At 65.8% G+C, this 24,303-nt stretch carries 18 protein-coding genes; 12 read left to right on the plus strand and 6 right to left on the minus strand.

All coding sequences use genetic code 11. The annotated features are described in order from the left end of the window. Positions 1–11 precede the first annotated feature (11 nt). A complete protein-coding gene (locus tag ACO05N_RS01035) occupies positions 12–2,405 on the minus strand; it encodes a TonB-dependent receptor (RefSeq protein ID WP_422055351.1) in 2,394 nt (797 codons plus the stop codon). Positions 2,406–2,558: 153 nt separating this feature from the next. Further along, entirely contained in the window at positions 2,559–3,062 is a 504-nt protein-coding gene (locus tag ACO05N_RS01040) for a DOMON-like domain-containing protein (RefSeq protein ID WP_422055352.1), read from the minus strand. A 65-nt stretch (positions 3,063–3,127) separates the two neighbouring features. On the opposite strand from ACO05N_RS01040, the gene tyrS reads away from it, so the two are divergent. After that, positions 3,128–4,354, plus strand: a complete 1,227-nt coding sequence (gene tyrS, locus ACO05N_RS01045; protein WP_422055353.1) for a tyrosine--tRNA ligase — start codon at positions 3,128–3,130, stop codon at positions 4,352–4,354. 115 nt (positions 4,355–4,469) lie between these two features. Continuing rightward, a complete protein-coding gene (locus tag ACO05N_RS01050; protein WP_422055354.1) occupies positions 4,470–4,808 on the plus strand; it encodes a PilZ domain-containing protein in 339 nt (112 codons plus the stop codon). Positions 4,809–4,817: 9 nt separating this feature from the next. On the opposite strand, the gene ACO05N_RS01055 is transcribed toward ACO05N_RS01050, so the two are convergent. Then, positions 4,818–5,936, minus strand: coding sequence for an ankyrin repeat domain-containing protein (locus ACO05N_RS01055; protein ID WP_422055355.1), 1,119 nt, complete (start codon positions 5,934–5,936; stop codon positions 4,818–4,820). A gap of 9 nt (positions 5,937–5,945) precedes the next feature. Further along, positions 5,946–8,003: an ATP-dependent DNA helicase RecG gene (gene recG, locus ACO05N_RS01060; protein WP_422055356.1), complete on the minus strand. Its 2,058-nt coding sequence runs from the start codon at positions 8,001–8,003 to the stop codon at positions 5,946–5,948. 70 nt (positions 8,004–8,073) lie between these two features. Between recG and ACO05N_RS01065 the strand changes: the two genes are divergently transcribed. From ACO05N_RS01065 to ACO05N_RS01080, 4 genes are all read left to right on the plus strand, one after another. Further along, on the plus strand, positions 8,074–8,340 hold the full coding sequence (locus ACO05N_RS01065; RefSeq protein WP_422058678.1) for a succinate dehydrogenase assembly factor 2: 267 nt from the start codon (positions 8,074–8,076) through the stop codon (positions 8,338–8,340). Positions 8,341–8,432: 92 nt separating this feature from the next. Beyond that, on the plus strand, positions 8,433–11,906 hold the full coding sequence (gene mfd / locus ACO05N_RS01070) for a transcription-repair coupling factor (RefSeq protein ID WP_422055357.1): 3,474 nt from the start codon (positions 8,433–8,435) through the stop codon (positions 11,904–11,906). 259 nt (positions 11,907–12,165) lie between these two features. Next, positions 12,166–13,815: a hypothetical protein gene (locus ACO05N_RS01075; RefSeq protein ID WP_422055358.1), complete on the plus strand. Its 1,650-nt coding sequence runs from the start codon at positions 12,166–12,168 to the stop codon at positions 13,813–13,815. Between the two features lie 1,580 nt (positions 13,816–15,395). After that, positions 15,396–16,829, plus strand: coding sequence for a DEAD/DEAH box helicase (locus tag ACO05N_RS01080; protein WP_422055359.1), 1,434 nt, complete (start codon positions 15,396–15,398; stop codon positions 16,827–16,829). Positions 16,830–16,868: 39 nt separating this feature from the next. Here ACO05N_RS01080 and ACO05N_RS01085 read toward each other — a convergent pair whose 3' ends face one another. Then, positions 16,869–17,507, minus strand: coding sequence for a hypothetical protein (locus tag ACO05N_RS01085; protein ID WP_422055360.1), 639 nt, complete (start codon positions 17,505–17,507; stop codon positions 16,869–16,871). Between the two features lie 52 nt (positions 17,508–17,559). Beyond that, a complete protein-coding gene (locus ACO05N_RS01090; protein ID WP_422055361.1) occupies positions 17,560–18,516 on the minus strand; it encodes a hypothetical protein in 957 nt (318 codons plus the stop codon). Between the two features lie 218 nt (positions 18,517–18,734). On the opposite strand from ACO05N_RS01090, the gene ACO05N_RS01095 reads away from it, so the two are divergent. From ACO05N_RS01095 to atpD, 6 genes are read left to right on the plus strand one after another with little or no spacing between them, the layout of a single operon-like run. Next, entirely contained in the window at positions 18,735–19,289 is a 555-nt protein-coding gene (locus tag ACO05N_RS01095; RefSeq protein ID WP_422055362.1) for a F0F1 ATP synthase subunit delta, read from the plus strand. Positions 19,290–19,300: 11 nt separating this feature from the next. After that, on the plus strand, positions 19,301–20,830 hold the full coding sequence (atpA, locus tag ACO05N_RS01100) for a F0F1 ATP synthase subunit alpha (protein ID WP_422055363.1): 1,530 nt from the start codon (positions 19,301–19,303) through the stop codon (positions 20,828–20,830). Continuing rightward, positions 20,827–21,189 carry a hypothetical protein gene (locus ACO05N_RS01105; RefSeq protein WP_422055364.1) on the plus strand — a complete coding sequence of 121 codons (363 nt, stop codon included), beginning with the start codon at positions 20,827–20,829 and terminating at the stop codon, positions 21,187–21,189. Before atpA ends, ACO05N_RS01105 begins: the two co-directional genes overlap by 4 nt. Positions 21,190–21,192: 3 nt before the next feature. Then, on the plus strand, positions 21,193–22,071 hold the full coding sequence (locus ACO05N_RS01110; protein ID WP_422055365.1) for a F0F1 ATP synthase subunit gamma: 879 nt from the start codon (positions 21,193–21,195) through the stop codon (positions 22,069–22,071). Positions 22,072–22,076: 5 nt separating this feature from the next. Next, positions 22,077–22,682 (plus strand): hypothetical protein, encoded by a 606-nt coding sequence (locus tag ACO05N_RS01115; RefSeq protein WP_422055366.1) that lies wholly within the window; start codon positions 22,077–22,079, stop codon positions 22,680–22,682. 30 nt (positions 22,683–22,712) lie between these two features. After that, positions 22,713–24,242 (plus strand): F0F1 ATP synthase subunit beta, encoded by a 1,530-nt coding sequence (atpD, locus tag ACO05N_RS01120; protein ID WP_422055367.1) that lies wholly within the window; start codon positions 22,713–22,715, stop codon positions 24,240–24,242. The last annotated feature ends 61 nt before the right edge of the window (positions 24,243–24,303 follow it).

A 24,303-nucleotide genomic window follows, 5' to 3' on the forward strand; every position in this document is an offset into this window, starting at 1 on the left:
CAGTCAACCGATCAGAACGACGCCGCCACCTGCACATACCAGCTGCGCGGACGGGCGAAGATGCGCTCGGCATAGCCCAGCGTCGCCAGCGAGGCGTTGCCCTGGATCAGATACTGCTCGTTCAGCAGGTTGTTGACGCCGCCGCTCACCTCGATCCCGTTGCCGAGCTTGAGCGTCAGCGATGCGTTGCCGACGAAATAGCCATCCTCCTCGATCAGCGGGATGCTGCCGGTGATGAAGGTGATCTTCGACTGGTAGCTGCCATCGACGCGCGGCGTCAGCGTCATGTCGCCGCCCAGCGGGATCGCATAGGCGATGCCGAAATTGGCTTGCATGTCCGGGGTAAAGGGCAGGTCGTCGTTCGGCGTCACCGTCGCGGTCGCGCCCGGCACCGGGGTGATGGTCTTGATCTTGTCGTCGAGGATGCTGAGCCCGGCGTCGAAGATGAGGCCCCAGCTGGTACGCAGGCTCGCCTCGGCCTCCAGCCCGCGAATGCGCGCCTCGCCTGCGTTGAACAGCATCGGCACGACGCCCTGGCGGAAGATCAGCTGGATGTCCTGATATTCGGCCTGGAACGCGGCGAGGTTCAGGCGCAGCCGACCGATATTGGTCTTGGCGCCGATCTCGTAGCTGGTGACGCTTTCCTCCGCGAACGGCACCGGGAGATTGCCCGCCGGCGCCGCGTTGTACCGGGTGTTGTAGCCGCCCGACTTGAAGCTCTTGGCGTAGGACGCATAGGTGCTGATCGCGTCGTTCCAGCGATACTGGATGCTCGCAGAGCCCGTCAGCGCCGAGAAATCCTGCTGGAACGGGCGGCTGAAGATGAACAGCGGCCCGCCCTGCGACGTGGCCAGCGTCGGCAGCGGGTTGGGATCGGGCAGGGTCGCGGGGAACAGGTTCAGCACCGTCCCGCGATAATTCTTGCGGTCGCTGGTGTAGCGCAGGCCGCCGCTGATCTCGAGCGCATCGGTGACGTTCCAGGCGAGTTCGCCGAACACCGCGACCGAATCGGTCTTGAGCCGCGAAACCTGAAGATCGCGCGACCCCGGCCCGCCTGCCAGCAGCGATCCGATCACCGGCGGCGATGGCGGGAAGGCGAGCGGCACGGTCGCGCGCTCATCGGTGACTTCGTTGAAATAATAGCCGCCGATGATCGCATTGACCGACCCGAAGTCGAGCTGAAGCTGGACTTCCTGGCTGAACTGCGCCGATTGCGCAGCGACGTCGGTGGTGATCAGCAACAGCGGCGTGTTGTCGCCGTCGCGGATGCCGCGCGATTCGGTCTCGCGGTATGACGTGATCAGCTTCACCGACGCGACATCGGTCAGGCGGATATTGGCGGTCGCGCCGATGCCCCACACTTCCGAATTGCTCTCGACCGGCGCGGTGCCGCCGTTCACGAACGGCCCGCGCGCCTGCAGGTCATTGGCGCAGCGGATGTCGTTGGTCATCGGCACGTTGGGCGCGCCAAAGCGCGGATCGCCGGGAGTCAGCGGCGCGAACGGGATCGTCGCCCCGGGGCAGCCCGCCGCGACGCTGGCGATCGCCGCGACCGGCGCCTGCTCGTTGATCCCGGCAAAGGTGAACGGCGCGCCATTCTCGTCCTGCTTGCTGTAATCGGCGCGCAGGAACAGGTCGAAGTCGCTCGACGGTTCCCACAGCAACGACGCGGCGAGCGAGAAGCGGTTCTCGTTACCCAGGTCCAGCCCGTCGACCACCCGGAACACATAGCCGTCACGCTTGCGGAATCCGCCCGACACGCGCGCCGCGACCGTCTCGCCCAACGGGACGTTGACCACGCCAAAGCCCTCGATCAGGTTTTCGCTGCCGCCCCGCACGCGCGCCCGGCCGCTGAATTCGCCCAAAATCGGCTGTTGCGTGCGAACCAGGATCGCGCCGCCGATCGTGTTGCGCCCGAACAGCGTCCCCTGCGGACCGCGCAGCACTTCGACGCCCGCGATATCGCCGAAATCGATCGCGCCGCCGACCGCGCGGCCCAGATAGACTTCGTCGAGATAGACGCCGACGCCCGGATCGACTGCTGCGGTCGGATCGACCTGACCCACGCCGCGAATGAACACCACCGACGACGCGCTGTTGCCCGACAGCTGGCCGGCCGGCTTGAACTGCAGGCTGGGCGTGATCCGCTCAAGGTCCTGCGTCTGCGTGATCTGCCGCTCCTGCAGCGTCTCGGCGCTAAAGGCGGAAATCGCGACCGGCGTGTCCTGCAGGCTTTCCTCACGGCGGCGCGCGGTGACGAGGATTTCGCCTTCCGCTGCCGTAGTCGCTTCTTCTGCGCTATCCTGCGCCAATGCCGGCGCAGCTGCGGTAAAGCTCAGAAATGCCGCGATCGCGGCGATGCTGGATGCAGCGCGACCCTGCGCGCGCGAAGTCCCTCGACCCATCGTCACACTCCCCTTTTTACCCGCGATTCTTGGCGATCGTCGGTCCAATATTACTCACATCCGAGATTGTTTTTGTCAATAACAGTTATGCGATGAAACTATTCGGGCGGCGGACAGATGGTTTACTTTTGCAACGATCTTTGCCCACCGTAATTACGGTATTGCGGGAAGCGCGAGCACGAACCCGTCCGGGTGATGAAAGTCCGGCTTCTCCCCCGGATGCGCCAGCGCCCAATAGGATTTGGTGCCGTCGGTTTCCTCGATCACGGCGGTGAGCGCGAGCCGTGCGGCGGGACCGGCAAGCTGTGGCCCGATATCGAGATCGGCACCGACCGCGATACTTTCGGCCCAGCTTGCAACGGTGATCTCCGGCTGGACCATCTCCAGCGGCCGCATTCCCTCGCGATACGCGTCGAAGCGGTAGGCTGCCCATTGCCGCGACGGCGCAAGGTTGATCTCATCATAGGCCGGACCGCCCCCAATCCGGAAAAATGCTTCGAAGCAGGTTGTTTGCCAAAGACCATCGACACGCGCCGGTTCGCCCAATTCGGCAATGCGGATCGTGTCGACCGCTCCAGACACCACATACCACAGGCGCAGGCCGGTCTCGCCGAGCCGCGTCACCTCCACGTCAAGCGTGATGACGGGATGCGGCATGGCGAGATGCGGTATCAACCGATGCTTTTGCAAACTCGCGTCTCCATGCTACCCGCCCGCGCACCATGACCGAATACGCATCCAATCTGCTCCGCACTTTGTCCGACCGTGGTTACATCCACCAGGTCACCGACGCCACCGCGCTCGACGCGCTGGCCGCCAAGCAGATCGTGCCCGGCTATATCGGCTTCGACCCGACCGCGCCCTCGCTGCATGTCGGCAGCCTCGTCCAGATCATGCTGCTGCGCCGCATGCAACAGACGGGGCATAAGCCGATCGTGCTGATGGGCGGCGGCACCGGCAAGATCGGCGACCCCAGCTTCAAGGACGAAGCGCGCAAGCTGATGACGGACGAGGTCATCGCGGCCAATGTCGCGTCGATCAAGACGGTGTTCGAGAAGTTCCTGACCTTCGGCGACGGCCCGACCGACGCGATGATGGTCGACAATGCCGACTGGCTCGACAAGCTCGAATACATCCCGTTCCTGCGCGACATCGGCAAGCATTTCTCGATCAACCGCATGCTCAGCTTCGATTCGGTCAAGCTGCGCCTCGACCGCGAACAGTCGCTCAGCTTCCTCGAATTCAACTACATGATCCTTCAGGGCTACGACTTCCTGGAGCTGTCGCGCCGCGCCGGGTGCCGCCTGCAGATGGGCGGGTCGGACCAGTGGGGCAACATCGTCAACGGCATCGAATTGTCGCGCCGCGTCGACGGGACCGAAGTCTATGGCGTCACCACCCCGCTGATCACCACGGCGGACGGCGGCAAGATGGGGAAGACCATGTCGGGCGCGGTGTGGCTCAACGAAGACGCGCTCCCCGCCTTCGATTACTGGCAGTTCTGGCGCAACACCGACGACCGCGATGTCGGCCGCTTCCTGCGCCTGTTCACCGACCTGCCCCTGGACGAGATCGCCCGCCTCGAAGCGCTGCAGGGCGCCGAGATCAACGAGGCGAAGAAGATCCTCGCCACCGAAGCCACCGCCATGTGCCGCGGCCGCGACGCCGCGCTGGCGGCTGAGGAAACGGCGCGCAAGACGTTCGAGGAAGGCACCTCGGGCGACGCACTCCCCATCCTGTCGGTCAGCGGCGAAATCAGCGTCGTCGACGCGCTCGTCGGCCTCGGCTTTGCCGCATCGAAGGGCGAGGCCCGCCGCCTGATCAAGGGCGGCGGCGCGCGCATCGACGGGGAAAAGGTCAGCGACGAGGCTGCGACCGTGACCGTCGGCGCCGCCGAAGTGCGCGTCTCGGCGGGCAAGAAGCATCACGGCCTGCTGCGCCCGGAGTGATCGCACCCCTGTAGGACTACGTAAGTAACCACTGGTAACCAATCCGGTTGCGGAGCTGTTTACGCCCTGCAGCCTACCCAATCTGACATCGAGCCACGAGTCGGTGGGGGCCAGTATGAGTTTTCAGTTCTCGTCCATCGTGCGCGCCACCGCCGCCGACAGCGATCGTCGGAACACCGACCGCGACGAAGTCCATTTCCGCGCCCGCGCCTTCGGTCCCGACGCCCAGCCGCGCACGCTGCTGATCGTCAACATCTCTCCCCACGGCCTGATGGACCGCTGCGAACACGAATTTGCCGAGGGCGACCGCCTGCGCGTCATGCTCCCGGTGGTCGGTGTCGCCCCTGCAGAAATCCGCTGGGCGCTGGGTGGCCGGATCGGAGTGAGCTTCGACAGCGCGGTCGACCTGGCGAGCTATTACGAGCTGCTCGCGCAGATGCTGAAGGCGGGGTGATCGCCGACTTCAGCGATCATAGTTAGGTTTCGCGAGCGGAATGGCCGTCGGATTCAGCCTGACCCATTCCACCGCAACTTCACACAACCGCTGCGTTTCGCCGCCGGTCGCTTTCAAGCCGGCTACGATCGCCGTCACCTCGTCCAGCAAAGCGGTCGGCAGTGGCGTGCCCGATCCGAGATGTGAGAGAAACGCCTTAGTCATGGCGCGATAATCGCCGTCCCAATTGACGCCGCCATTGCCCTCGATTTCATCGCTGACCCGTCCCGAAATGCGGATCACCTCCCCCTGCACCGTGCGAGCCGAGCCGCTGGACGGCACCAGCATTTCCCATAGCTCCTGGTGCTGGTCCTGCCAGCGCCGTGCCTTGGCGGTGATCGGCGATACGCCATCATGCATCGCCCGGCGGGGAACAGCCCGAACCCCGAACAGGGTATAGAGGCGATCGAGCGCAGCGCTGACCTCCTCGACATGATCGGGATTGAAGCCCGCGCGATGGAACTCGAAGTTCGTTCCGATCCGTTCGACCGATGCCTGCATCTCGGGCGTGACGCGGGATGCTGGCTGCGCCTGCCGCCCAAACAGCCGATCCATGATGCTCCGTGCGGGCGCAGGCGGTGGTTCCAAGGCTCCGAGCAACAGCTCGGCCATTGCGGCGCGGTCCACGATCTGAATGTTGCTGCAACGTTCAAGCGCATAAACCAGCGGCGTCTGCCCGCGTTCGTTGCGCGCGTCCGCACGTGCGCCATGTGCCAGCAATAGTCGCGCTGCGTCGACATTGCCCCTATCCGCCGCCTTGTGCAGCGGTGTCCCTCGCGCGCCGTCGCCGCTATTCACATTCGCGCCGAGCTCAATCAGCACAGCAACGCCGCCGTTGCTATACCCGGCTTGGGCATGAAGCGGAGTTTCGCCATAGCTATCCGCAGCTTCGAGGTCTGCGCCACGCTCGACCAGCCAGCGCGTCAGTTCCTCAGGGCAGCCGCGAAACGCCAGCGCGGTCTGCTTCGAATAGCCGCCCCGCGCATTGATGTCGCAGGTCTCGAATACTGCCTTCAATGTCTCCATATCGCCCGCCTCGATCAGCGCATCGAACTCCTTGGGCAACGTCTTTCGCTTCGCCTTGGCCAAATGTTCCTCCTACCCCGCCCGCAACAACCCCACAGCCGCATCGCGCTCGAACAAATACAACGCCACCCGCGCCGCCTGCCCGCGCGCGCCGTCCAGCCCGCCATCGCGATCGACCAGCAGGCGCGCGTCGTCCGTCGCCGCCGCGATCAGTTCGGCGAACTTCTCGGGCGGGGCGAGCCGGAACGTCTGCTCCCCTGATTGCCGCGTCCCCAGTATCTCGCCCGCGCCGCGCAGGCGCAGATCCTCCTCGGCGATGCGAAACCCGTCATTGGTCTCGCGCATCAGCGCCAGCCGCGCGCGCGACGTTTCGCTGAGCGTCCCCCCGCGCAGCAGCACGCACACCGACCGCCCCCCGCCGCGCCCGACGCGCCCGCGCAACTGGTGAAGCTGCGCCAGCCCGAACCGGTCCGCCGCCTCGATCACGATCAGCGTCGCGTTGGGGACATCGACCCCCACCTCGATCACCGTCGTCGCGACCAGCACCCCGAGTTCGCCTGAAGAAAAGCGCGCCATCACCGCGTCCTTTTCCGCCCCCTTCATCCGGCCATGGACCAGCCCCACCCGCTCGCCGAACCGCGCGCGCAACGCTTCGGCCCGCGCTTCGGCGGCGGCCAGGTCGGTCTTCTCGCTCTCCTCGACCAGCGGGCACACCCAATAGGCCTGCCCCCCGCCCGACAGATGGCGGGCAAGGCCGTTGACCACCTCCTCCAACCGCTCCTCGCTGATCACGCTCGTCTCGATCGGCTGGCGGCCCGGCGGCATCTCGTCGAGCTTGCTGACATCCATCTCGCCATGCGTCGCGAGTTGCAGCGTGCGCGGGATCGGCGTCGCGGTCATCACCAGCAGATGCGGCGCGGTTTTCGCCTTGGCCTGCAGCATCATCCGTTCGGCCACGCCAAAGCGATGCTGCTCGTCCACCACGACAAGGCCGAGGTCGCGATACGCGACTCCCTGCTGAAAGATCGCATGCGTGCCGATCAAGATGTCGATCGATCCATCGGCAACCCCCATCAGCGTCGCCTCACGCGCGCGCCCCTTGTCGCGCCCGGTCAGGATCGCGATCTCGACGCCCAGCCCGGCGAACAGCTTGCGCAACGTCTCATAATGTTGCCGCGCGAGGATCTCGGTCGGCGCCAGCATCGCCCCTTGCGCCCCCGCCTCGACCGCGATCAACAGCGCCATCGCCGCCACCAGCGTCTTGCCCGCGCCGACATCGCCCTGCAGCAGCCGCAGCATCGGGCGCGGCTGCGTCATGTCCCCCTCGATCTCCCGGATCGTCCGCGCCTGCGCGCCGGTCGGCGTATATGGCAGGTGCAGCGCATCGCGCAGCCGCCCGTCGCCGGCCAGCGCCCGCCCCTTCTTCGCCCGCGCCGCCCCGCGCACCAGCATCAGCGCCAGCTGATTGGCGAACACCTCGTCATAGGCCAGCCGGTCGCGCGCCTTGGCATCGGCCGGATCGGCATGGATCGCCGCCAGCGCCTCGCGCCACGCGGGCCAGCCCTTGCGCGCCTTCAAGCTCGGCTCGATCCATTCGGGCAGCTCGGGCGCACGCGCCACCGCCTGGCCTGCAAAATCCGCCAGCCGCTTCGACGTCATCCCCTCCGACAGCGGATAGATCGCCTCACGCCCGCCCGGCCGCGGTTCGGTGATCGCGGCGATCTCCGGGTGTACGATCTGCAGTTCCTGGCCGTACTGGTCCAGCCGCCCCGACACCCATTTGGCCTCGTTCAGCGGCAGCTGCTTCTTGGCCCAGCCGCTATTCCCGCCAAAGAACACCAATGTCACATAATTGCCGCGCGCATCGGTCGCCTCGACCCGCGCTGGCGCCCGCGCGCTCCCGCTCATGCGATAATTCACCGGGGTCAGCTTGATCGCGATTGTCCGCCCGACATCGGCCTGATCCAGCTCCTCGCGCGGCAGCCGGTCGATATATCCGCTCGGCAGATGGAAGGCGACATCCACCACCCGCGCCAGCCCCAGCCGCTCCAGCGGCTTGGCCAGTTGCGGCCCCACGCCTTTGAGCGCGGTGACTTCGGCGAACAGCGGGTTGAGGATATCGGGTCGCATGTTTATCTGCCCCCCTACACCCAGCCGACTGCGCGCAAAAGCGCCGTCGGCCAATCTGCGTTGGATGAAGATGGATCTGGAAACCCGCCTCAAACGCCTCCGCTTCCGCGCCTGGCATCGCGGCATCAAGGAAGCCGACCTGATGCTCGGCGGCTTTTACGACGCGCGCTCGGCCAGTTGGACCGAGGATCAGGTAACCTGGTTCGAGGAACTGATGGAGGAACAGGACGTCGACATCATGGCCTGGGCGATGGGAACCGAACCCGTCCCCGCGCGCTGGCAGGGCACAATGATGGATGACCTCAAGTCGCTGGATTACGTCCCGATTTCGAAGTGACCCGTCACCCCGGCGAAAGCCGGGGTCTCCTGCCACAAGCCGCTCGCGTGCGGAGAAAGACCCCGGCTTTCGCCGGGGTGACGAACCGGAATATGCCCGACCTCAACCGCATCCTCTCCGCCAAGACCCCGCTGACCCTCGCCGGCGTCCCCACGGGCTTTCTCCCCTGGCTGCTCGCCGATCTCGCGCGCGCCAGTACCGCAGGCGCGGTCTACATCGCCCCCGATGAATCCGCGATGCGCGCCATCGCCGGCACCGCGCCCTTCTTCGCGCCGGAGCTTGAGGTCATCCAGTTCCCCGCCTGGGACTGCCTCCCCTACGACCGCGCCAGCCCCACGCTGCGCGTCATGGCCGAACGCATGGCCGCCCTCGCCGCGCTTCAGGCCAAGCCGACCGGCCCGCGCCTCATCCTCACCACCGTCAACGCCGCCAGCCAGCGCACCCTCACCCCGTTCCGCATCCGCCAGATGACCGCGCGCCTCGCGCCGGGCGAGCGCATTTCGCTCGACAAGCTCGCCACGCTCCTCTCGTCCAACGGCTATGTCCGTACCGACACCGTCCACGACAGCGGCGAGTTCGCGGTGCGCGGCGGGCTGGTCGACCTCTACCCCTCGGGCGCGGAACAGGCGCTCCGCCTCGATTTCTTCGGCGACGAGATCGAAAGCGTCCGCACCTTCGACCCCGCCGATCAGCGCACCACCGGCCGCGTCGACGGCTTCACCCTCCTCCCCGCCAGCGAAGCCCTGCTCGACGAAGACACGATCAAGCGCTTCCGTACCCGCTACCGCGAGAAGTTCGGCGCCACCGCCACCGGCGACCCGTTGTATCAGGCGATCAGCGAAGGGCGCCGCCTCGCCGGCATGGAGCATTGGCTCCCGCTGTTCGAAGAGCGGATGGAAACGCTGTTCGACCACCTCCCCGACGGCGCCGTCATCGTGCGCGATCCGGGCGAAGCGGGCGCCGCGGAGTCGCGCTTCGAAGCCATCGCCGACTATCAGGCCAACCGCGTCCGCGCCCAGTCGACCGATGCCGGCAGCTACCGCCCGCTCGGCACCGACCAGCTCTACCTGCTCCCCGCCGAGTGGGAGACGCGCCTCAAATCCGCCCGCGCCCATCTCGCCACCCCGTTCCACGAGCCCGAGAGCGCCACCGTCCTCGACTTCAACGTCGACGGCCCGCGCGACTTCGCCCCCGAACGCGCGGCACAGAGCAACATCTACGACGCCGTCACCGACCACCTCGTCAGGCTGCGCAAGGCGGGCAAGAAGCCGATCCTCGCCAGCTATTCCAACGGCTCGCGCGAGCGCCTCAAGGGCCTGCTCGCCGACCACGGCCTGACCAGCACCGTGCTGGCGGACGGTTGGCAGGAGGCGCTGGGCGCCGCAGCGGGCGGGCGCGATTCCGCCAATGTCGCGCTCATCGTCCTCCCCCTCGACCACGGCTTCACCGCGCCCGACATCGCGCTGCTGACCGAGCAGGACATGCTCGGCGACCGGCTGATCCGCCGCAACAAGCGCAAGAAGTCCACCGACGCCTTCCTCGCCGAACTCGCCACCCTCTCCCCCGGCGACCTCGTCGTCCACGCCGAACACGGCATCGGCCGCTACGAAGGGCTCACGCAAATCCCGGTGCAGCAGGCGCCGCACGATTGCGTCGCGCTCTCCTATGCCGGCGGCGACAAGCTCTACGTCCCGGTCGAAAACCTCGAAGTCCTCACCCGCTACGGCTCCTCCGAAGAAGCCGCGACGCTCGACCGCCTCGGCGGTGAAGCCTGGCAGCGCCGCAAGTCGAAGATGAAGGAGCGCATCCGCGAAATCGCGGGTGAACTCATCGCCACCGCCGCCGCCCGCGCCGTCCGCCCGGGCGAGGTGATCGACCCCGACCCCGGTGCCTACCCTGCCTTTGTCGACCGCTTCCCGTTCAGCGAGACCGACGATCAGGAACGCGCCATCGGCGAAACGCTCGACGATCTCGCCGCCGGCCGCCCGATGGACCGGCTCGTCGTCGGCGATGTCGGCTTCGGAAAGACCGAGGTTGCCCTGCGCGCCGCCTTCGTCGCGGCGATGGCGGGCTATCAGGTCGCGATCGTCTGCCCCACCACCCTGCTCGCGCGCCAGCATTATACCAACTTCGTCGCCCGGTTCGAAGGATTCCCGCTGCGCATCGGCCGCCTCTCCCGCCTCGTCCCCGCTGCCGAGGCCAAGGCGACCAAGGAAGCGCTCGAAAACGGCACACTCGATGTCGTCGTCGGCACCCACGCAGTCCTCGCCAAGGGCGTCGAGTTCAAGCGCCTCGGCCTGGTCGTGGTGGACGAGGAACAGCGCTTCGGCGTCACCCATAAGGAACGGCTGAAGGGCCTCAAGGCCGACGTCCACGTCCTCACCCTCACCGCCACCCCCATCCCGCGCACGCTGCAAATGGCGATGTCGGGCCTGCGCGAGCTGTCAGTGATCCAGACCCCGCCGGTCGATCGCCTCGCGGTGCGCACCTATGTCATGCCGTGGGACCCCGTCGTCCTGCGCGAGGCCCTGCTGCGCGAACATTATCGCGGCGGGCAGAGCTTCGTCGTCACCCCGCGCATCGCCGACCTGCCCGACATCGAAACCTTCCTGCGCGAGGAGGTCCCCGAGATCCGCTACGTCGTCGCGCACGGCCAGATGGCGCCGAGCGAGGTCGAGGAGCGCATGTCCGCCTTCTACGACAAGAAATACGAGGTGCTCGTCTCCACCTCGATCATCGAATCCGGGATCGACATCCCGTCCGCCAACACGATGATCGTCAACCGCGCCGACCGCTTTGGCCTCGCCCAGCTCTACCAGCTGCGCGGCCGCGTCGGCCGGGCCAAGACTCGCGCCTATGCCTATATGACCACCGCGCCCCAGCGGATGATGACCGAAGCCGCCGAAAAGCGCCTCAAGGTCCTCTCCGACCTCGAAAGCCTGGGCGCAGGGTTCCAGCTCGCCAGCCACGATCTCGACATCCGGGGCGCGGGCAATCTGCTCGGCGACGAACAATCGGGGCACATCAAGGAAGTCGGCTACGAACTCTACCAGTCGATGCTGGAAGAGGCGATCATGGACGCCAAGGCCGGCGGCATGGCCAGCGACCGCCCCCGCGACCTCTCGCCCCAGATCACCGTCGACGCCCCGATCCTCATCCCGGAAGGCTTCGTCCCCGACCTCGACCTGCGCATGGGCCTCTACCGCCGCCTCAACGATGTCGAGGACCGCGCAGGGATCGAGGAATTCGCCGCCGAGATGATCGACCGCTTCGGCAAGCTGCCCGAGGAAACCGAAAACCTGCTGCTGCTGATCGAGGCCAAGCTGAACGCCAAAAAGGCCTGCATCGCCAAGATCGACGTCAGCCCAAAGGGCGCGCTGGTCACCTTCCACGAAGACAAGTTCCCCAGCGTCGAGGGGCTGTTCGCCTATGTCGAGCGCCTGGACGGCACCGCCAAGCTGCGACCGGATATGAAGCTGGTGGTGGCCCGCGCTTTTGCGACGCCAAGGGCACGGCTGAACGCGGCGCTGCAGATTTCGCGGGGGCTGGCCAAGGCTGCAGGGTGAATGTTCTAATCGGCCAACGCGTAGTGCAACCCTGACTCAATTCAGTGAAAATGAGTAGCAGTCGGACAGCTCAATTCCACGCCTCGACCGCATCGACCAAGCAATGTCGGGACCATTACTTGTCCCACATCAGTCCTGTCAGTTGACTTTGACGCGTCGTTGCGGGTGTAAATTGTCTTGGATTCGGGGAAGATAGAGCGTTTTCCGCAAAACGATTTATCCGCGGAATGCGATCGGTTGGACTTGGGGGCAGTCTGGAATGAAGCGGTTGTTGGCCGCGCTCGCAATTGCGGCGAGCGCAAATCTTGTGTTGATCTCCGATGACGCAAGCGCGCAGCGGCGTAAGGGAGGAAAGCGATCGGTCGCGACGGCGCCCGCCGCCCCCGCCGCCTTACGGATCTGGGGTCCGCTTACACCGCTTACCGGGACTGCCTGGCTGGATGAAAAATCCGGCGACGTTATCCAGTATCGCTGGAAGCTTCGTAACGAAATCCTCGCCATCGAAACCTACTCGCGGTCCGAGACAGAGCCTCAGATCGACGAAGTTCGGCTAGCGCCCAACGGCCTTTCGCTCACCCGGGTGACGGTACAGCCGACGACTGCACTCCAGCGTCAATATGTGCTGGAAATGCCGCGCCCGGGTGTTTTGATCGAAGCCGAGGCAGTCGGCGCGACAATCACGCGGCGAACCCTGCGGCTCACTGCCGACCGGATTTTCGTCGATAGCGAGATCAACGTGAATGGCGTGACCCGGCCTGGCGCGAGCGTCGAATGGCGCAAACTCAGTTCGGCTGAACTGCCTTTGCAACTGGGCCGCATCGCGGCGGCACAGGCAGCCCAGCGCGCCGAGCAGGCAGAGATGGCCAAGATCTGGGGGCCGTTCGCACAACTGGCAGGCACCGACTGGAAGTGGCGGTCGGGCAAATCGGATTTTGTTTCGGAATACCGTTGGCGCGAACCCGGAAAGTCACTTGTCATAACTCATAATGCGTCGCGAAAGGGTGAGAGCTATCAGGAGATCGTGACGCTTGATTCCGGCACCGGTACTTTGACGGGGACCGGAGGGGGAACCGAATATCGGTATAGTCTTGAAGATGGCGCCATCGTCGCGACAGCGTCGAACAATAAGGCTCGCACCACCCGCAAGCTGATCGACGCAACCAGCTACCAGCTCGTCACGCACAAGCGGAAAGGTGAGGGTTGGGTACCGGATGAAAATATTCTCGTGCAGAGTGCAATCGGCGGGGTTCCCACCGTTCCCATTCAGTTGACGGCGACCAGCGGCGCGATAGTGTCCAGTGACGCGCTGCAAGTGGCGGTGCCGATGACTCCGGCCTCTCCCCCCGACCGGGTCGAACAGGTCGCTGTCCAGCATGCCACGCCTCCGCCTCCCGCCGAACCTGCAAAGAAAAAGGGGGGCGGACTGCTTGCAACGCTCGGCCGAGTTGGCGAGGTCATGGTCGCCACAACGGGCGCCAATCTGATTACCGGCGCCTTGACCCGGGAAACCGGCATCGCGGTCGATCCGACTGGGTCCTCGACCGGGGCCCAGTCCCTGCTCGGTGCGCTTCGCGGAGGCCCGGGCGGCGGATCCGGTGCGCCGGCTCCGTCGGGCAATGTCGGTGCGGCAGCACCAGCGGGAAAGAATTACCCGGCGCGCCCCAACATCCTGTCGGGGCATCCCGCTTGCCGCGGGTATACCGTCGACAACTATAAACAGTATTTTCAGCAAAATTCGAAGGGGCCCGACGTGCAGCTTCATTCGCTCTGCGCTGGAGCCTACAATTACTATTGGATGTATTTGAACGCCATCAAACAGGGCTACAGCCAGGCCGACAGCGACCGGACTTATGCTGCGTTTACCGATTCGGCCAAGGTCGCGATCAATTTCTACGAAACCGCGCGCTGAGCGGAAGGCAGACGCGATGCGCGGGTTTCTACTGCTGCTGGCTGCGACGGCCCTGTTGTGGGCTGGCACGGAGTCGACGCCTGCGCAAACACCGCTCAATGTTTATTATTGCTCACTGCATAATGTGAGCTCCGACATCCTTTATGTGTCGCCGACCAGGCGGGTCGGCCCCGTGTCCGAGCGTGCAACCTATGGCCCCGCTTATGCTGCGGAATTGGCAGCCGCTGGCCTGGTGCCTGCAGGTTCGACCCCGAAATGCACCATGCGCGCCACCGACGCGGAGATCGAAGAGGGCCGCGCCAATGCCCTGCGCGATTGTCGCACGTGCGGACCCGCGACTCGCGTCGTCATCGCGGGCCGGGGGAGCGGCGCCCCCACTGTAGCACGCCGCACGCAAGGTTCCGGAGCAGCGCGTTTCGAGGCTCCGGAAGAGTCGATCAGACGCCAGTTCCAGCAAAACGCTCCCGGAACATGCCTTGTCGATCGCGGCGGCGGGGTTCGATGCACTGGCGGCGTCCAGGACGGCAAACCGCTTCCGGGCTTTTCGGTCGACCCCGCCCCCCGACCACAGGCAATCATCGAGTCGCCACCGGCGGGCCGGGCATATATCTGTAAGAAGCGCGTAGCCGGGCGTTGCGTGGACGCGCCTGTGGCATTGCCGACGCCCACACCCCGGCCATCATCTCTGCCCGGCTCCGGCACGATGAAGCCTACGCCCAAACCATCCCCGGCACCTAACCCCAGGCCAAAGCCGACACAGGCGCCGAAGCCAAAACCAACGTCCGCGCCGCTACCCAAACTGGAGACCGTCTGCGCCACCATGGACGTTTACGGCAATGCACAGCCGGTCACGATCACGCTGCGATGGCCTGAAATTCAAGTTCACGTGTCGGGTCACACGCGGCTGTTCATGCGCAATCTGGGGACAGGTGCAGCGTATACCCTCGGGGCTACGCGCTACTCCATACCAGCCGGGACATATAAACTTTGGGCAAACGGACCGGCTGTGGGAGGCCCCTTCGGCAACGGCAACATCTCTGCCTGCGCAACATACCGGACAGCGTAAGGCTGCAAACAAGGGCCACATTCGATGGGCTGCGGTCACCGAACACGCCAGCGCGCCGACGGTTCGCCCTTGCAATGTTGGACCCCATATGTTCCTATCCCCCAGTCGTCGCTCAACCGCTCTTTGACCCCGTCGATCGCCCCGCCGCAGGACCTCGCCAACCCTCGGCCCGAACCTGACAGCCCGCCTTACGCACCCGAATTTCTGTCAGCTTCGTCAGCCCCGCCCCACCGTCACCGCGCAAAAAGCGTCCGAAGCTTACAGGAAGAACCGCGTTCCGCGTAACTTCGTCAGTTTCCGCCAACTCCCCTCCGATCTTGACTTATGGCAACCCTGCTGCCATATCGCGGCGCAGCGAGGCGTTATGCAGCGTGATCGGGCCGGGGTTCATCCTGCGGCTCCGGCTCCGCCTCGGTTGATTGCTCGGCTTCCCATATCACGCGGGTCGTCATTTTTGACCCCGCCTGCGCGCGCGCATTCCGCATGCGCGCTGGCCGTTATGCAAAGAGATTCCATGACCAAGTTCAATACCCTCGGCCTGTCCGAGACCACCCTCGCTGCGCTGTCGGCAAAGGGCTATACCGACGCGACCCCCATTCAGGCGCAGTCGATCCCGGCGCTGCTCGAAGGGCGCGACCTGCTCGGCATCGCCCAGACCGGCACCGGCAAGACCGCCGCGTTCATGCTCCCCTCGATCGAGCGCCTCGTCGCCTCGAACAAGCGGGCGCAGCCGCGCGGTTGCCGCATGCTCGTCCTCGCGCCGACCCGCGAACTGGCCAGCCAGATCGCACAGAGCGCCCGCGACTATAGCAAGGGCACCAAGCTCAGCGTCGCAACCGTGTTCGGCGGAACCTCGATCCACAAGAACAAGACCGATCTGGCGCGCGGCGTCGACATCGTCGTCGCGACCCCCGGCCGCCTCGTCGACCTGATCGAACAAAGCTATGCAATCCTGCTCGGCATCGAGATTCTGGTGCTGGACGAGGCCGACCAGATGATGGACCTGGGCTTCATCCATGCGCTCAAGCGCATCGTCCGCGAGCTGCCCAGCAAGCGCCAGACCCTGTTCTTCTCGGCCACCATGCCCAAGTCGATCCGCGACCTCGCGACCCAATTCATCAAGGATCCGGTCGAGGTGAAGGTGACCCCCGTCGCCACCACAGCCGAGCGCGTCGAGCAGTATGTGACGTTCGTCAATCAGGCGGAAAAGCAGTCGCTGCTCACCATCGCGCTGCGCGACGAGAGCATCGACCGCGCGCTGATCTTCACCCGCACCAAGCATGGCGCCGACCGCGTCGTGAAGCTGCTGGCGGCGAGCGGCATCGCGTCGAACGCGATCCACGGCAACAAGAGCCAGCCGCAGCGCGAGCGCGCGCTGGGCGAGTTCAAGTCGGGCAAGGTCAAGATCCTGGTCGCGACCGACATCGCCGCGCGCGGCATCGACGTGTCGGGTGTCAGCCATGTGTTCAATTTCGAACTGCCCAATGTCCCGGACCAGTATGTCCACCGCATCGGCCGCACCGCCCGCGCCGGCGCGACCGGCATCGCCATCAGCTATTGCGCCGATGACGAGCGGCCGTACCTGCGCGACATCGAAAAGCTGATCCGCCAGAAGGTTGCGATCCAGCCGCTGCCCGAGGACTTTCTTGCCGAATCGGCCCGCATCAAGTCGAGCCGCGGACCGATCCCGGTCAGCCGCGACGAGATGAATGGCCGCAACGGCCGCACGATGCAGGACCGCAACGCCCATCACCGCGCCGCCCAGCGCGACCGCGGCCCGCGCGGCAACCCTGCCGGTGAGCGTCGCGAAACGCTCGGCACCGCCGCACCGCGTGGTGGTGAAGGCGCCGGAGCCGGCGACAAGCCGCGCTTCTATGGCCCGCGCAAAAAGAAGTTCACCCCGCGCCCCGCCGGGGCCCCCGGCGGCCAGGGCCAGCGTCGCGGCTAACCGATCCCCGCTCCTCCCGGCCCGGCCGGGGGGAGCGGATCAGTTGGCGGCGACCGGCGTGATCGCCTTTGCGAACGCCAGCACCGACGGCATCAGCTTGCGAACGTCCGCATCGGTGGTGCCGGGCGCATAGCGATAGATCGTCACGACCTTGCCCGCCACAACGGTCATGCACCCGCTCATCGCCAGCGTGTATTTGATCCCCCGCTCCGGTGCATCCATGTCGAGGACCGCGCCGAGATACAGGCAGTTGGCGTCCTGGCCATAGCCGCGCACCTCGCCCTTGATCTGGACCGGGCTACCCATGGTGCGCGAAACACTCTTCGACGCCTCTTCATTCTCATCTGCGGCCAGCGCAGCCTTGAGCGCCGGAGCGACTGCCTGCTGAAGCTCTGCGGTATTGGTGCTGACGGCCAACAACTCGTTCGGCGTCTTGATGATGAAATAGTCCTTCCACGCCTTGTCCGCGTCGCACGAAAGCGCGGTCAGATGCGTGACGTTGCGATTGTCCGCAGCCGCCAGCATCTGCGCGACGGCAGCAGGCTTGCCTTCCGTCGCAGAACAATAGCCCACCGGGAGCGCGGTCGTGAACTCCACCGTGCCCACGCGAAAGCGGTGTTGGGCGGCAGCGGGGGTTGCGATAGCGGCGACCAGGCCGGCGATCAGAAGCGATTTCATGTCGCGATGCTAGCGCACTGGCGCCCGAAATCGAGTCGCTTTCGCAGCGCCCTTAGCGCCGCACCGGCCTGCGTGCCCGCTCCCGTGCCAGTTCATCCGCACGCCCGGCGATCAGCCGCGCGACCCGGTCGGCACCCACGGTTGCCTCGTTGCCGCCCCGCCCGATCAGCGGCGCAGCACGGCGATACAGCGCCAGCGCCTTGTCATACTCCCCCGCCGATTCGGCGCACAGGCCGAGGTCGAAGGTGACCGACGGATGGTTCGGCGCCTGCTGATCCATCGCCGCCCATGCCGCACAGGCAGCCGGCAGGTCGCGCTGGGTCTGCTTGACGATGTCCTTGAACGGCCGCTCCAACGGTTTGGGCAGGCCGCGCGTGCTCTCACGAAAGCGGATCGAGTAGAGTTCAACCGACGGCACGATGTCGGCGCGCACATTTTCAGCGATGTCGATGATCATCGCGCGAATCGCCTCTTCGGTCGTGCGCGACGGGTCCTGCCCGCGGCACCAGCTGGTTTCATCGCGGCGGGGACGCGACACGCTATAGACGACGCGCGCCCGCGCATCGGCAATCCGCAGGTCGGCGTTCACATTGATGATGCGCCGGGTGCAGTCCCTTTCGACCTCCTCCTCGCGCAGGCACTTGCCATCGCGCTTGCCACCCGCGCGCTCGACACAGTCCTTTTCCTTGCGCTTGATCTTTGTTTCCTGGACCCCGGTGACGACATTGCCGTTGAGCAACCCGTCGGATTCTCCGCCGCGCCCGCCGACCAGGTCGAAATGGGTTCGGCCCTCGATATCCGGTCGCCCCAGCGCGCGCTCGATTGCGAGTCCCAGCTGCATCCCGTCCTCACCCGCGATCCGACCGACCCGCAACGAATCGAGCATCGCGGCATCGCGATAGGGTGCGGCGAAGCGCCCGGTCATGCGCACGCTTTCGGCATGAGCGGCTGTCCCAAGCAGGCTGGCGGCGACAACGGCGAGTCCGGCGCGGATCGGCATCGAAAGCATGGCATTCCCCCCTGAGCGGTGTCAGCAGGCAGTTGTTTCGCACCCGGCGCCATTCCCGGCAAGCCCGCTGCGCACCCGCAGCCGTCATCACACGGTCACACAGGTTGCATCCTCGCCCCCCCTTTGCTAGGCGCGCGCCAACCCATCGGGGGTGCCGCGCAGGCACACCCCCGAATCCCCATGGGGCCATTCTAGAGTCCAAGAGGAAACACGCGTCCGTGGATAATTCCGGCGGTATCCAAGCCAGCTTAAGCGGTCGTTATGCGACTGCGCTGTTCGATCTGGCGCGCGAAGGCGGTTCGATCGCGACGGTCGAATCGAGCCTCGCCACGGTCAAGCAGGCGCTGACCGAATCGGCCGACTTTGCGGCGCTGACCAAGAGCCCGCTGCTCGGTCGCGATGAAGCGGCGCGCGGCGTTGCGGCGGCGGCGGGCGCGATGCAGCTCGATCCGCTCACCACCCGCTTCCTCGGCGTGCTGGCCCAGAATCGCCGTCTGTCGGCGCTGCCCGGCATGATCCGCGACTTCCGCACGCTGGCCGCGCGCCATCGCGGCGAAGTCACCGCGCAAGTCGTGTCGGCCCACCCGCTCGACTCGGCGCAGGTCGCTGAACTGAAGGCGCAGCTGCGCACCCGCGTCGGCCGCGACGTCACCGTCGACCTGTCGGTCGATCCCTCTCTCCTTGGCGGGCTGGTCGTGAAGATCGGCTCCCAGATGATCGACAGCTCGATCAAGACCCGTCTCAATTCCCTCGCGCATGCGATGAAAGGCTGAAAGCTAGAACCATGGATATCCGCGCCGCAGAAATCTCCAAGGTCATCAAGGACCAGATCGCCAATTTCGGCACCGAGGCAGAGGTCAGCGAGACCGGCCAGGTGCTGAGCGTCGGTGACGGCATCGCGCGCGTCCACGGCCTCGACAATGTCCAGGCTGGCGAAATGGTCGAGTTCGCCAATGGCGTTCAGGGCATGGCGCTGAACCTCGAGGCCGATAACGTCGGCATCGTGATCTTCGGCTCGGACGCCGAGATCAAGGAAGGCGACACCGTCAAGCGCACCGGCACCATCGTCGACGTTCCGGTCGGCAAGGGTCTGCTCGGCCGCGTGGTCGATGGCCTTGGCAACCCGATCGACGGCAAGGGCCCGATCGTTTCCGACCAGCGTTCGCGCGTTGAAGTGAAGGCGCCGGGCATCATCCCGCGCAAGTCGGTGCATGAGCCGGTGCAGACCGGCCTCAAGGCGATCGATGCACTCGTCCCCGTCGGCCGTGGCCAGCGCGAGCTGATCATCGGTGACCGTCAGACCGGCAAGTCGGCCGTCGCGATCGACACCTTCATCAACCAGAAGACCGTCAACGCCGGCACCGACGAGAGCAAGAAGCTCTATTGCGTGTACGTCGCCGTCGGCCAGAAGCGCTCGACCGTCGCACAGCTCGTCCGCACGCTTGAAGAGAACGGCGCGATGGAGTACTCGATCGTGGTCGCCGCGACCGCATCGGACCCCGCCCCGCTCCAGTTCCTCGCACCGTACACCGGCTGCGCGATGGGCGAATATTTCCGCGACAACGGCATGCACGCCGTCATCGTCTATGACGATCTGTCGAAGCAGGCGGTTGCCTATCGCCAGATGTCGCTGCTGCTTCGCCGCCCGCCGGGCCGCGAAGCCTATCCGGGCGACGTCTTCTATCTGCACAGCCGCCTGCTGGAGCGCGCCGCGAAGCTCAACGAAGCCAATGGCTCGGGCTCGCTGACCGCGCTGCCGATCATCGAAACCCAGGCGGGCGACGTGTCGGCCTACATCCCGACCAACGTGATCTCGATCACCGACGGCCAGATCTTCCTTGAAACGGACCTGTTCTTCGCGGGCATTCGCCCGGCGATCAACGTCGGCCTCTCGGTGTCGCGCGTCGGTTCGTCGGCACAGACCAAGGCGATGAAGAAGGTGTCGGGCTCGATCAAGCTCGAGCTCGCCCAGTATCGCGAAATGGCCGCGTTCGCGCAGTTCGGTTCGGACCTCGACGCCTCGACCCAGAAGCTGCTCAACCGCGGTGCACGCCTGACCGAGCTGCTCAAGCAGCCGCAGTTCAGCCCGCTGCCGTTCGAAGAGCAGACCGTGTCGATCTTCGCCGGCACCAACGGCTATCTCGACAGTGTCGCAGTGACCGATGTCGTCCGCTACGAGGCCGCGATGCTCGCCGAAATGCGCAGCAAGCACGCCGACATCCTCGCCGCGATCCGCGACAGCAAGGATCTGAGCGACGACACCAAGGCGAAGCTCAAGGACGCGCTCGCCGCGTTCGGCAAGACGTTCGCGTGATCCTTGCGCTTGCCCTGATCACCGCCGCCCAGGCTGTCGCTGCACCCGCAGCGCAGCCGATGGACGGCGCGTGGACGGTGGACCTGTCCACCGAACCGGGCAAGCCGTACACCCAGCCCATGAAGCTGAAGCTGGAGGCCGACGGCACTGTGTCCGGAAGCTTCTACAATAGCGACATTCAGGCCGGGCGTTGGGAAACCGCACGCGGTCGCACCTGCGTCAGCTTCCGCACTACCGATGGTCAGGGGCCGTATCACACCGCCGCCTGCCTGGTCGGAACCGGAGTGCAGGGCCAGACCTGGGCCGAACACCGCAATTTCCTGTTCAACTGGAACGCCGTCCGCGCGGCTGGAAACTAGAAAATGGCTAGCCTCAAGGCACTGAAAGTCCGGATCAACTCGGTCAAGTCGACCCAGAAGATCACCAAGGCGATGAAGATGGTCGCCGCCGCCAAGCTGCGCCGCGCGCAGGAAGCGGCGGAGGCCGGGCGCCCCTATGCGCAGCGGCTGGAACAGGTCGTTGCCAGCCTCGCGTCGAAGGTCGCGGGTGGCCCCGGCGTGTCGCCGCTCCTCGCCGGAACCGGCAAGGATCAGGTCCATCTGTTCATCGTCGCGACCAGCGACAAGGGCCTGGCCGGTGCGTTCAACACCAACATCGCCCGTCTGGCGCGTCGACGCGCGCAGGAGCTGATCGCGCAGGGCAAGACGGTGAAGTTCTACACCATCGGCCGCAAGGGTCGCGCGGTACTGAACCGCCTCTACCCCAACAACTTCGTTCACGGGATTGAGCCCGGCGACTTGGGCAAGCTCGGCTTTGCCGATGCGCGTGGCTATGCCGACGACCTGATCGCGCGCTTCGAAGCGGGCGAGTATGACGTCGCGCACCTCTTCTATTCGAACTTCAAGTCGGTCCTGACGCAGGAGCCGACCGAGCAGCAGCTGATTCCGGTCAAGATTCCCGAGGTCGCGGTCGACGAAGCCGGTGCCGCCGTCACCGAATATGAGCCTGACGAGGAATCGATTCTCGCCGACCTGCTTCCGCGCAACGTCGCGATCCAGCTCTATCGCGCGATCCGTGAGAACGCCGCGTCGGAGCAGGGCAGCAAGATGACCGCGATGGACAACGCCACGCGCAACGCGGGCGACCTGATCAAGCGGCTGTCGATCCAGTACAACCGCGCGCGCCAGGCCGCGATCACGACCGAACTGGTCGAGATCATCTCGGGCGCTGAGGCTCTGTAATCGCGATGCGCGTTTTCCCCCTCCTTCTCGCGACCGTCGCGCTCGCGGGCTGCAACCAGCAGTCTGCCGAGCAGGCGACGCTCGCGCAGAACGAAGCGGCGGCGCGCGAAGCGGCGGCGGACCTCAAGGGCGCGGACCGGATGTTCGGCTTCCCGACCGAAACGATCGGCCGCCTCAACCAATATGGCTATCGCATCGGGACCTATGCCGCAGCTGGCGACAGCTTTGCGGCAAAGGGTGTGGACATCACCCTGTCCCAGTCCGATGCGAAGACTCCGAATACCGGCACCGTCGCCATCACCGGCCCCGACGCGCAGGCGATCGACACCATCGCCTTCTCGCTCGCGCTGACCGATGCCGCAAATGCCGACACCGCGAAGAAGCGCCTGACCGACATCATCCGCGCCTTCCTGTTCCAGTATGGGCTGAAGGACGATGGCGCGCTTGAGACCATCGCCACCGAACAGGCAACCGGCGGTACGATCGGCACCGCGCCGTTCGCCGTAGAGGTCGCCAAGGGCGATGCCGCCCGCACCCTGACCGTGACTTTCCGCCGCCCCTCCGCTACGGCCCCTGCCGAGGCGATGGTCGGCAATTCCCAGCAACCCTGATCGCATTCGCCAAGCAAGGACTTGAAGAACATGGCAACCGCAGCCCCCACCGCAGAAAAGCCCGCGCGCAAGCCGCGCGCGACCAAGCCCAAGGCGGACAGCGCCGCAACCGCGGCACCCGTCGCCGCAGCCGGCCAGGGCCGTATCGCGCAGGTCATCGGCGCGGTCGTCGACGTCAGCTTTGACGGCGAACTGCCCGCGATCCTGTCGGCGCTCGAGACCGACAACAACGGCAACCGCCTCGTCCTCGAAGTCGCGCAGCATCTGGGCGAGAATACCGTCCGCACGATCGCGATGGACTCGACCGAAGGTCTGACCCGCGGCCAGCCGGTCACCGCCACCGGCGCGCAGATCCAGGTTCCGGTCGGCCCGGCGACGCTCGGTCGCATCCTCAACGTCGTCGGTGAGCCGATCGACGAGCGCGGCCCGGTCGCCACCGACCTGCGCGCCCCGATCCATGCCGAAGCCCCGCTGTTCGTCGACCAGTCGACCGAGAGCGCGATCCTCGTCACCGGCATCAAGGTCATCGACCTGCTCGCCCCGTACGCAAAGGGCGGCAAGATCGGCCTGTTCGGCGGCGCGGGCGTCGGCAAGACGGTTCTCATCCAGGAACTGATCAACAACATCGCCAAGGGCCACGGCGGCACCTCGGTCTTCGCGGGCGTCGGTGAGCGCACGCGCGAGGGCAACGACCTGTATCACGAGTTCCTCGACGCCGGCGTTATCGCCAAGGACGCCGACGGCAACGCGATCAGCGAAGGGTCGAAGGTTGCGCTGGTCTATGGCCAGATGAATGAGCCGCCGGGCGCCCGCGCCCGCGTCGCGCTGTCGGGCCTGACGATCGCTGAATATTTCCGCGACGTCGAAGGTCAGGACGTGCTGTTCTTCGTCGACAACATCTTCCGCTTCACCCAGGCGGGCGCGGAAGTGTCGGCACTGCTCGGCCGCATCCCGTCGGCGGTGGGCTATCAGCCGACCCTGTCGACCGACATGGGCGCGCTGCAGGAGCGCATCACGTCGACCAACAAGGGTTCGATTACTTCGGTTCAGGCCGTGTACGTCCCCGCGGACGACCTTACCGACCCGGCACCTGCAACCTCGTTCGCCCACCTCGACGCGACCACGGTTCTCAACCGTGCGATCTCGGAACTCGGCATCTATCCGGCGGTGGATCCGCTGGACTCGACCAGCCGCGTGCTCGAGCCGCGCGTCGTTGGCCAGGAGCATTACGAGACCGCCCGCGCGGTCCAGTCGATCCTGCAGAAGTACAAGTCGCTGCAGGACATCATCGCGATCCTCGGCATGGACGAGCTGTCGGAAGAAGATAAGCTGACCGTCGCCCGCGCGCGCAAGATCCAGCGCTTCCTGTCGCAGCCGTTCCACGTCGCCGAAGTCTTCACCGGCATCCCGGGCGCGTTCGTGCAGCTGGAAGACACGATCAAGTCGTTCAAGGCGGTCGTGAACGGCGAGTACGATCATCTGCCCGAATCGGCCTTCTACATGGTCGGCGGCATCGACGACGTCGTCGCCAAGGCCGCCAAGATGGCCGCCGAGGCGTAAGCCGATTTCCCCTCCCGCTTGCGGGAGGGGCTAGGGGAGGGCCTGTCCACACGGGCCATCC

The organism is Sphingomonas sp. (genome assembly GCF_965227385.1).
In the GTDB taxonomy this organism is placed as follows: Bacteria; Pseudomonadota; Alphaproteobacteria; order Sphingomonadales; family Sphingomonadaceae; genus Sphingomonas.

Excerpts from the sequence above, each read along its gene's own strand:
- ACO05N_RS01035 (WP_422055351.1), bottom strand. The coding sequence starts at position 2,405 with ATGGGTCGAGGGACTTCGCGCGCGCAGGGTCGCGCTGCATCCAGCATC.
- ACO05N_RS01040 (WP_422055352.1), bottom strand. The coding sequence starts at position 3,062 with ATGCCGCATCCCGTCATCACGCTTGACGTGGAGGTGACGCGGCTCGGC.
- tyrS (WP_422055353.1), top strand. The coding sequence starts at position 3,128 with ATGACCGAATACGCATCCAATCTGCTCCGCACTTTGTCCGACCGTGGT.
- ACO05N_RS01050 (WP_422055354.1), top strand. The coding sequence starts at position 4,470 with ATGAGTTTTCAGTTCTCGTCCATCGTGCGCGCCACCGCCGCCGACAGC.
- recG (WP_422055356.1), bottom strand. The coding sequence starts at position 8,003 with ATGCGACCCGATATCCTCAACCCGCTGTTCGCCGAAGTCACCGCGCTC.
- ACO05N_RS01065 (WP_422058678.1), top strand. The coding sequence starts at position 8,074 with ATGGATCTGGAAACCCGCCTCAAACGCCTCCGCTTCCGCGCCTGGCAT.
- mfd (WP_422055357.1), top strand. The coding sequence starts at position 8,433 with ATGCCCGACCTCAACCGCATCCTCTCCGCCAAGACCCCGCTGACCCTC.
- ACO05N_RS01075 (WP_422055358.1), top strand. The coding sequence starts at position 12,166 with ATGAAGCGGTTGTTGGCCGCGCTCGCAATTGCGGCGAGCGCAAATCTT.
- ACO05N_RS01080 (WP_422055359.1), top strand. The coding sequence starts at position 15,396 with ATGACCAAGTTCAATACCCTCGGCCTGTCCGAGACCACCCTCGCTGCG.
- ACO05N_RS01085 (WP_422055360.1), bottom strand. The coding sequence starts at position 17,507 with ATGAAATCGCTTCTGATCGCCGGCCTGGTCGCCGCTATCGCAACCCCC.
- ACO05N_RS01090 (WP_422055361.1), bottom strand. The coding sequence starts at position 18,516 with ATGCTTTCGATGCCGATCCGCGCCGGACTCGCCGTTGTCGCCGCCAGC.
- atpA (WP_422055363.1), top strand. The coding sequence starts at position 19,301 with ATGGATATCCGCGCCGCAGAAATCTCCAAGGTCATCAAGGACCAGATC.
- ACO05N_RS01110 (WP_422055365.1), top strand. The coding sequence starts at position 21,193 with ATGGCTAGCCTCAAGGCACTGAAAGTCCGGATCAACTCGGTCAAGTCG.
- ACO05N_RS01115 (WP_422055366.1), top strand. The coding sequence starts at position 22,077 with ATGCGCGTTTTCCCCCTCCTTCTCGCGACCGTCGCGCTCGCGGGCTGC.
- atpD (WP_422055367.1), top strand. The coding sequence starts at position 22,713 with ATGGCAACCGCAGCCCCCACCGCAGAAAAGCCCGCGCGCAAGCCGCGC.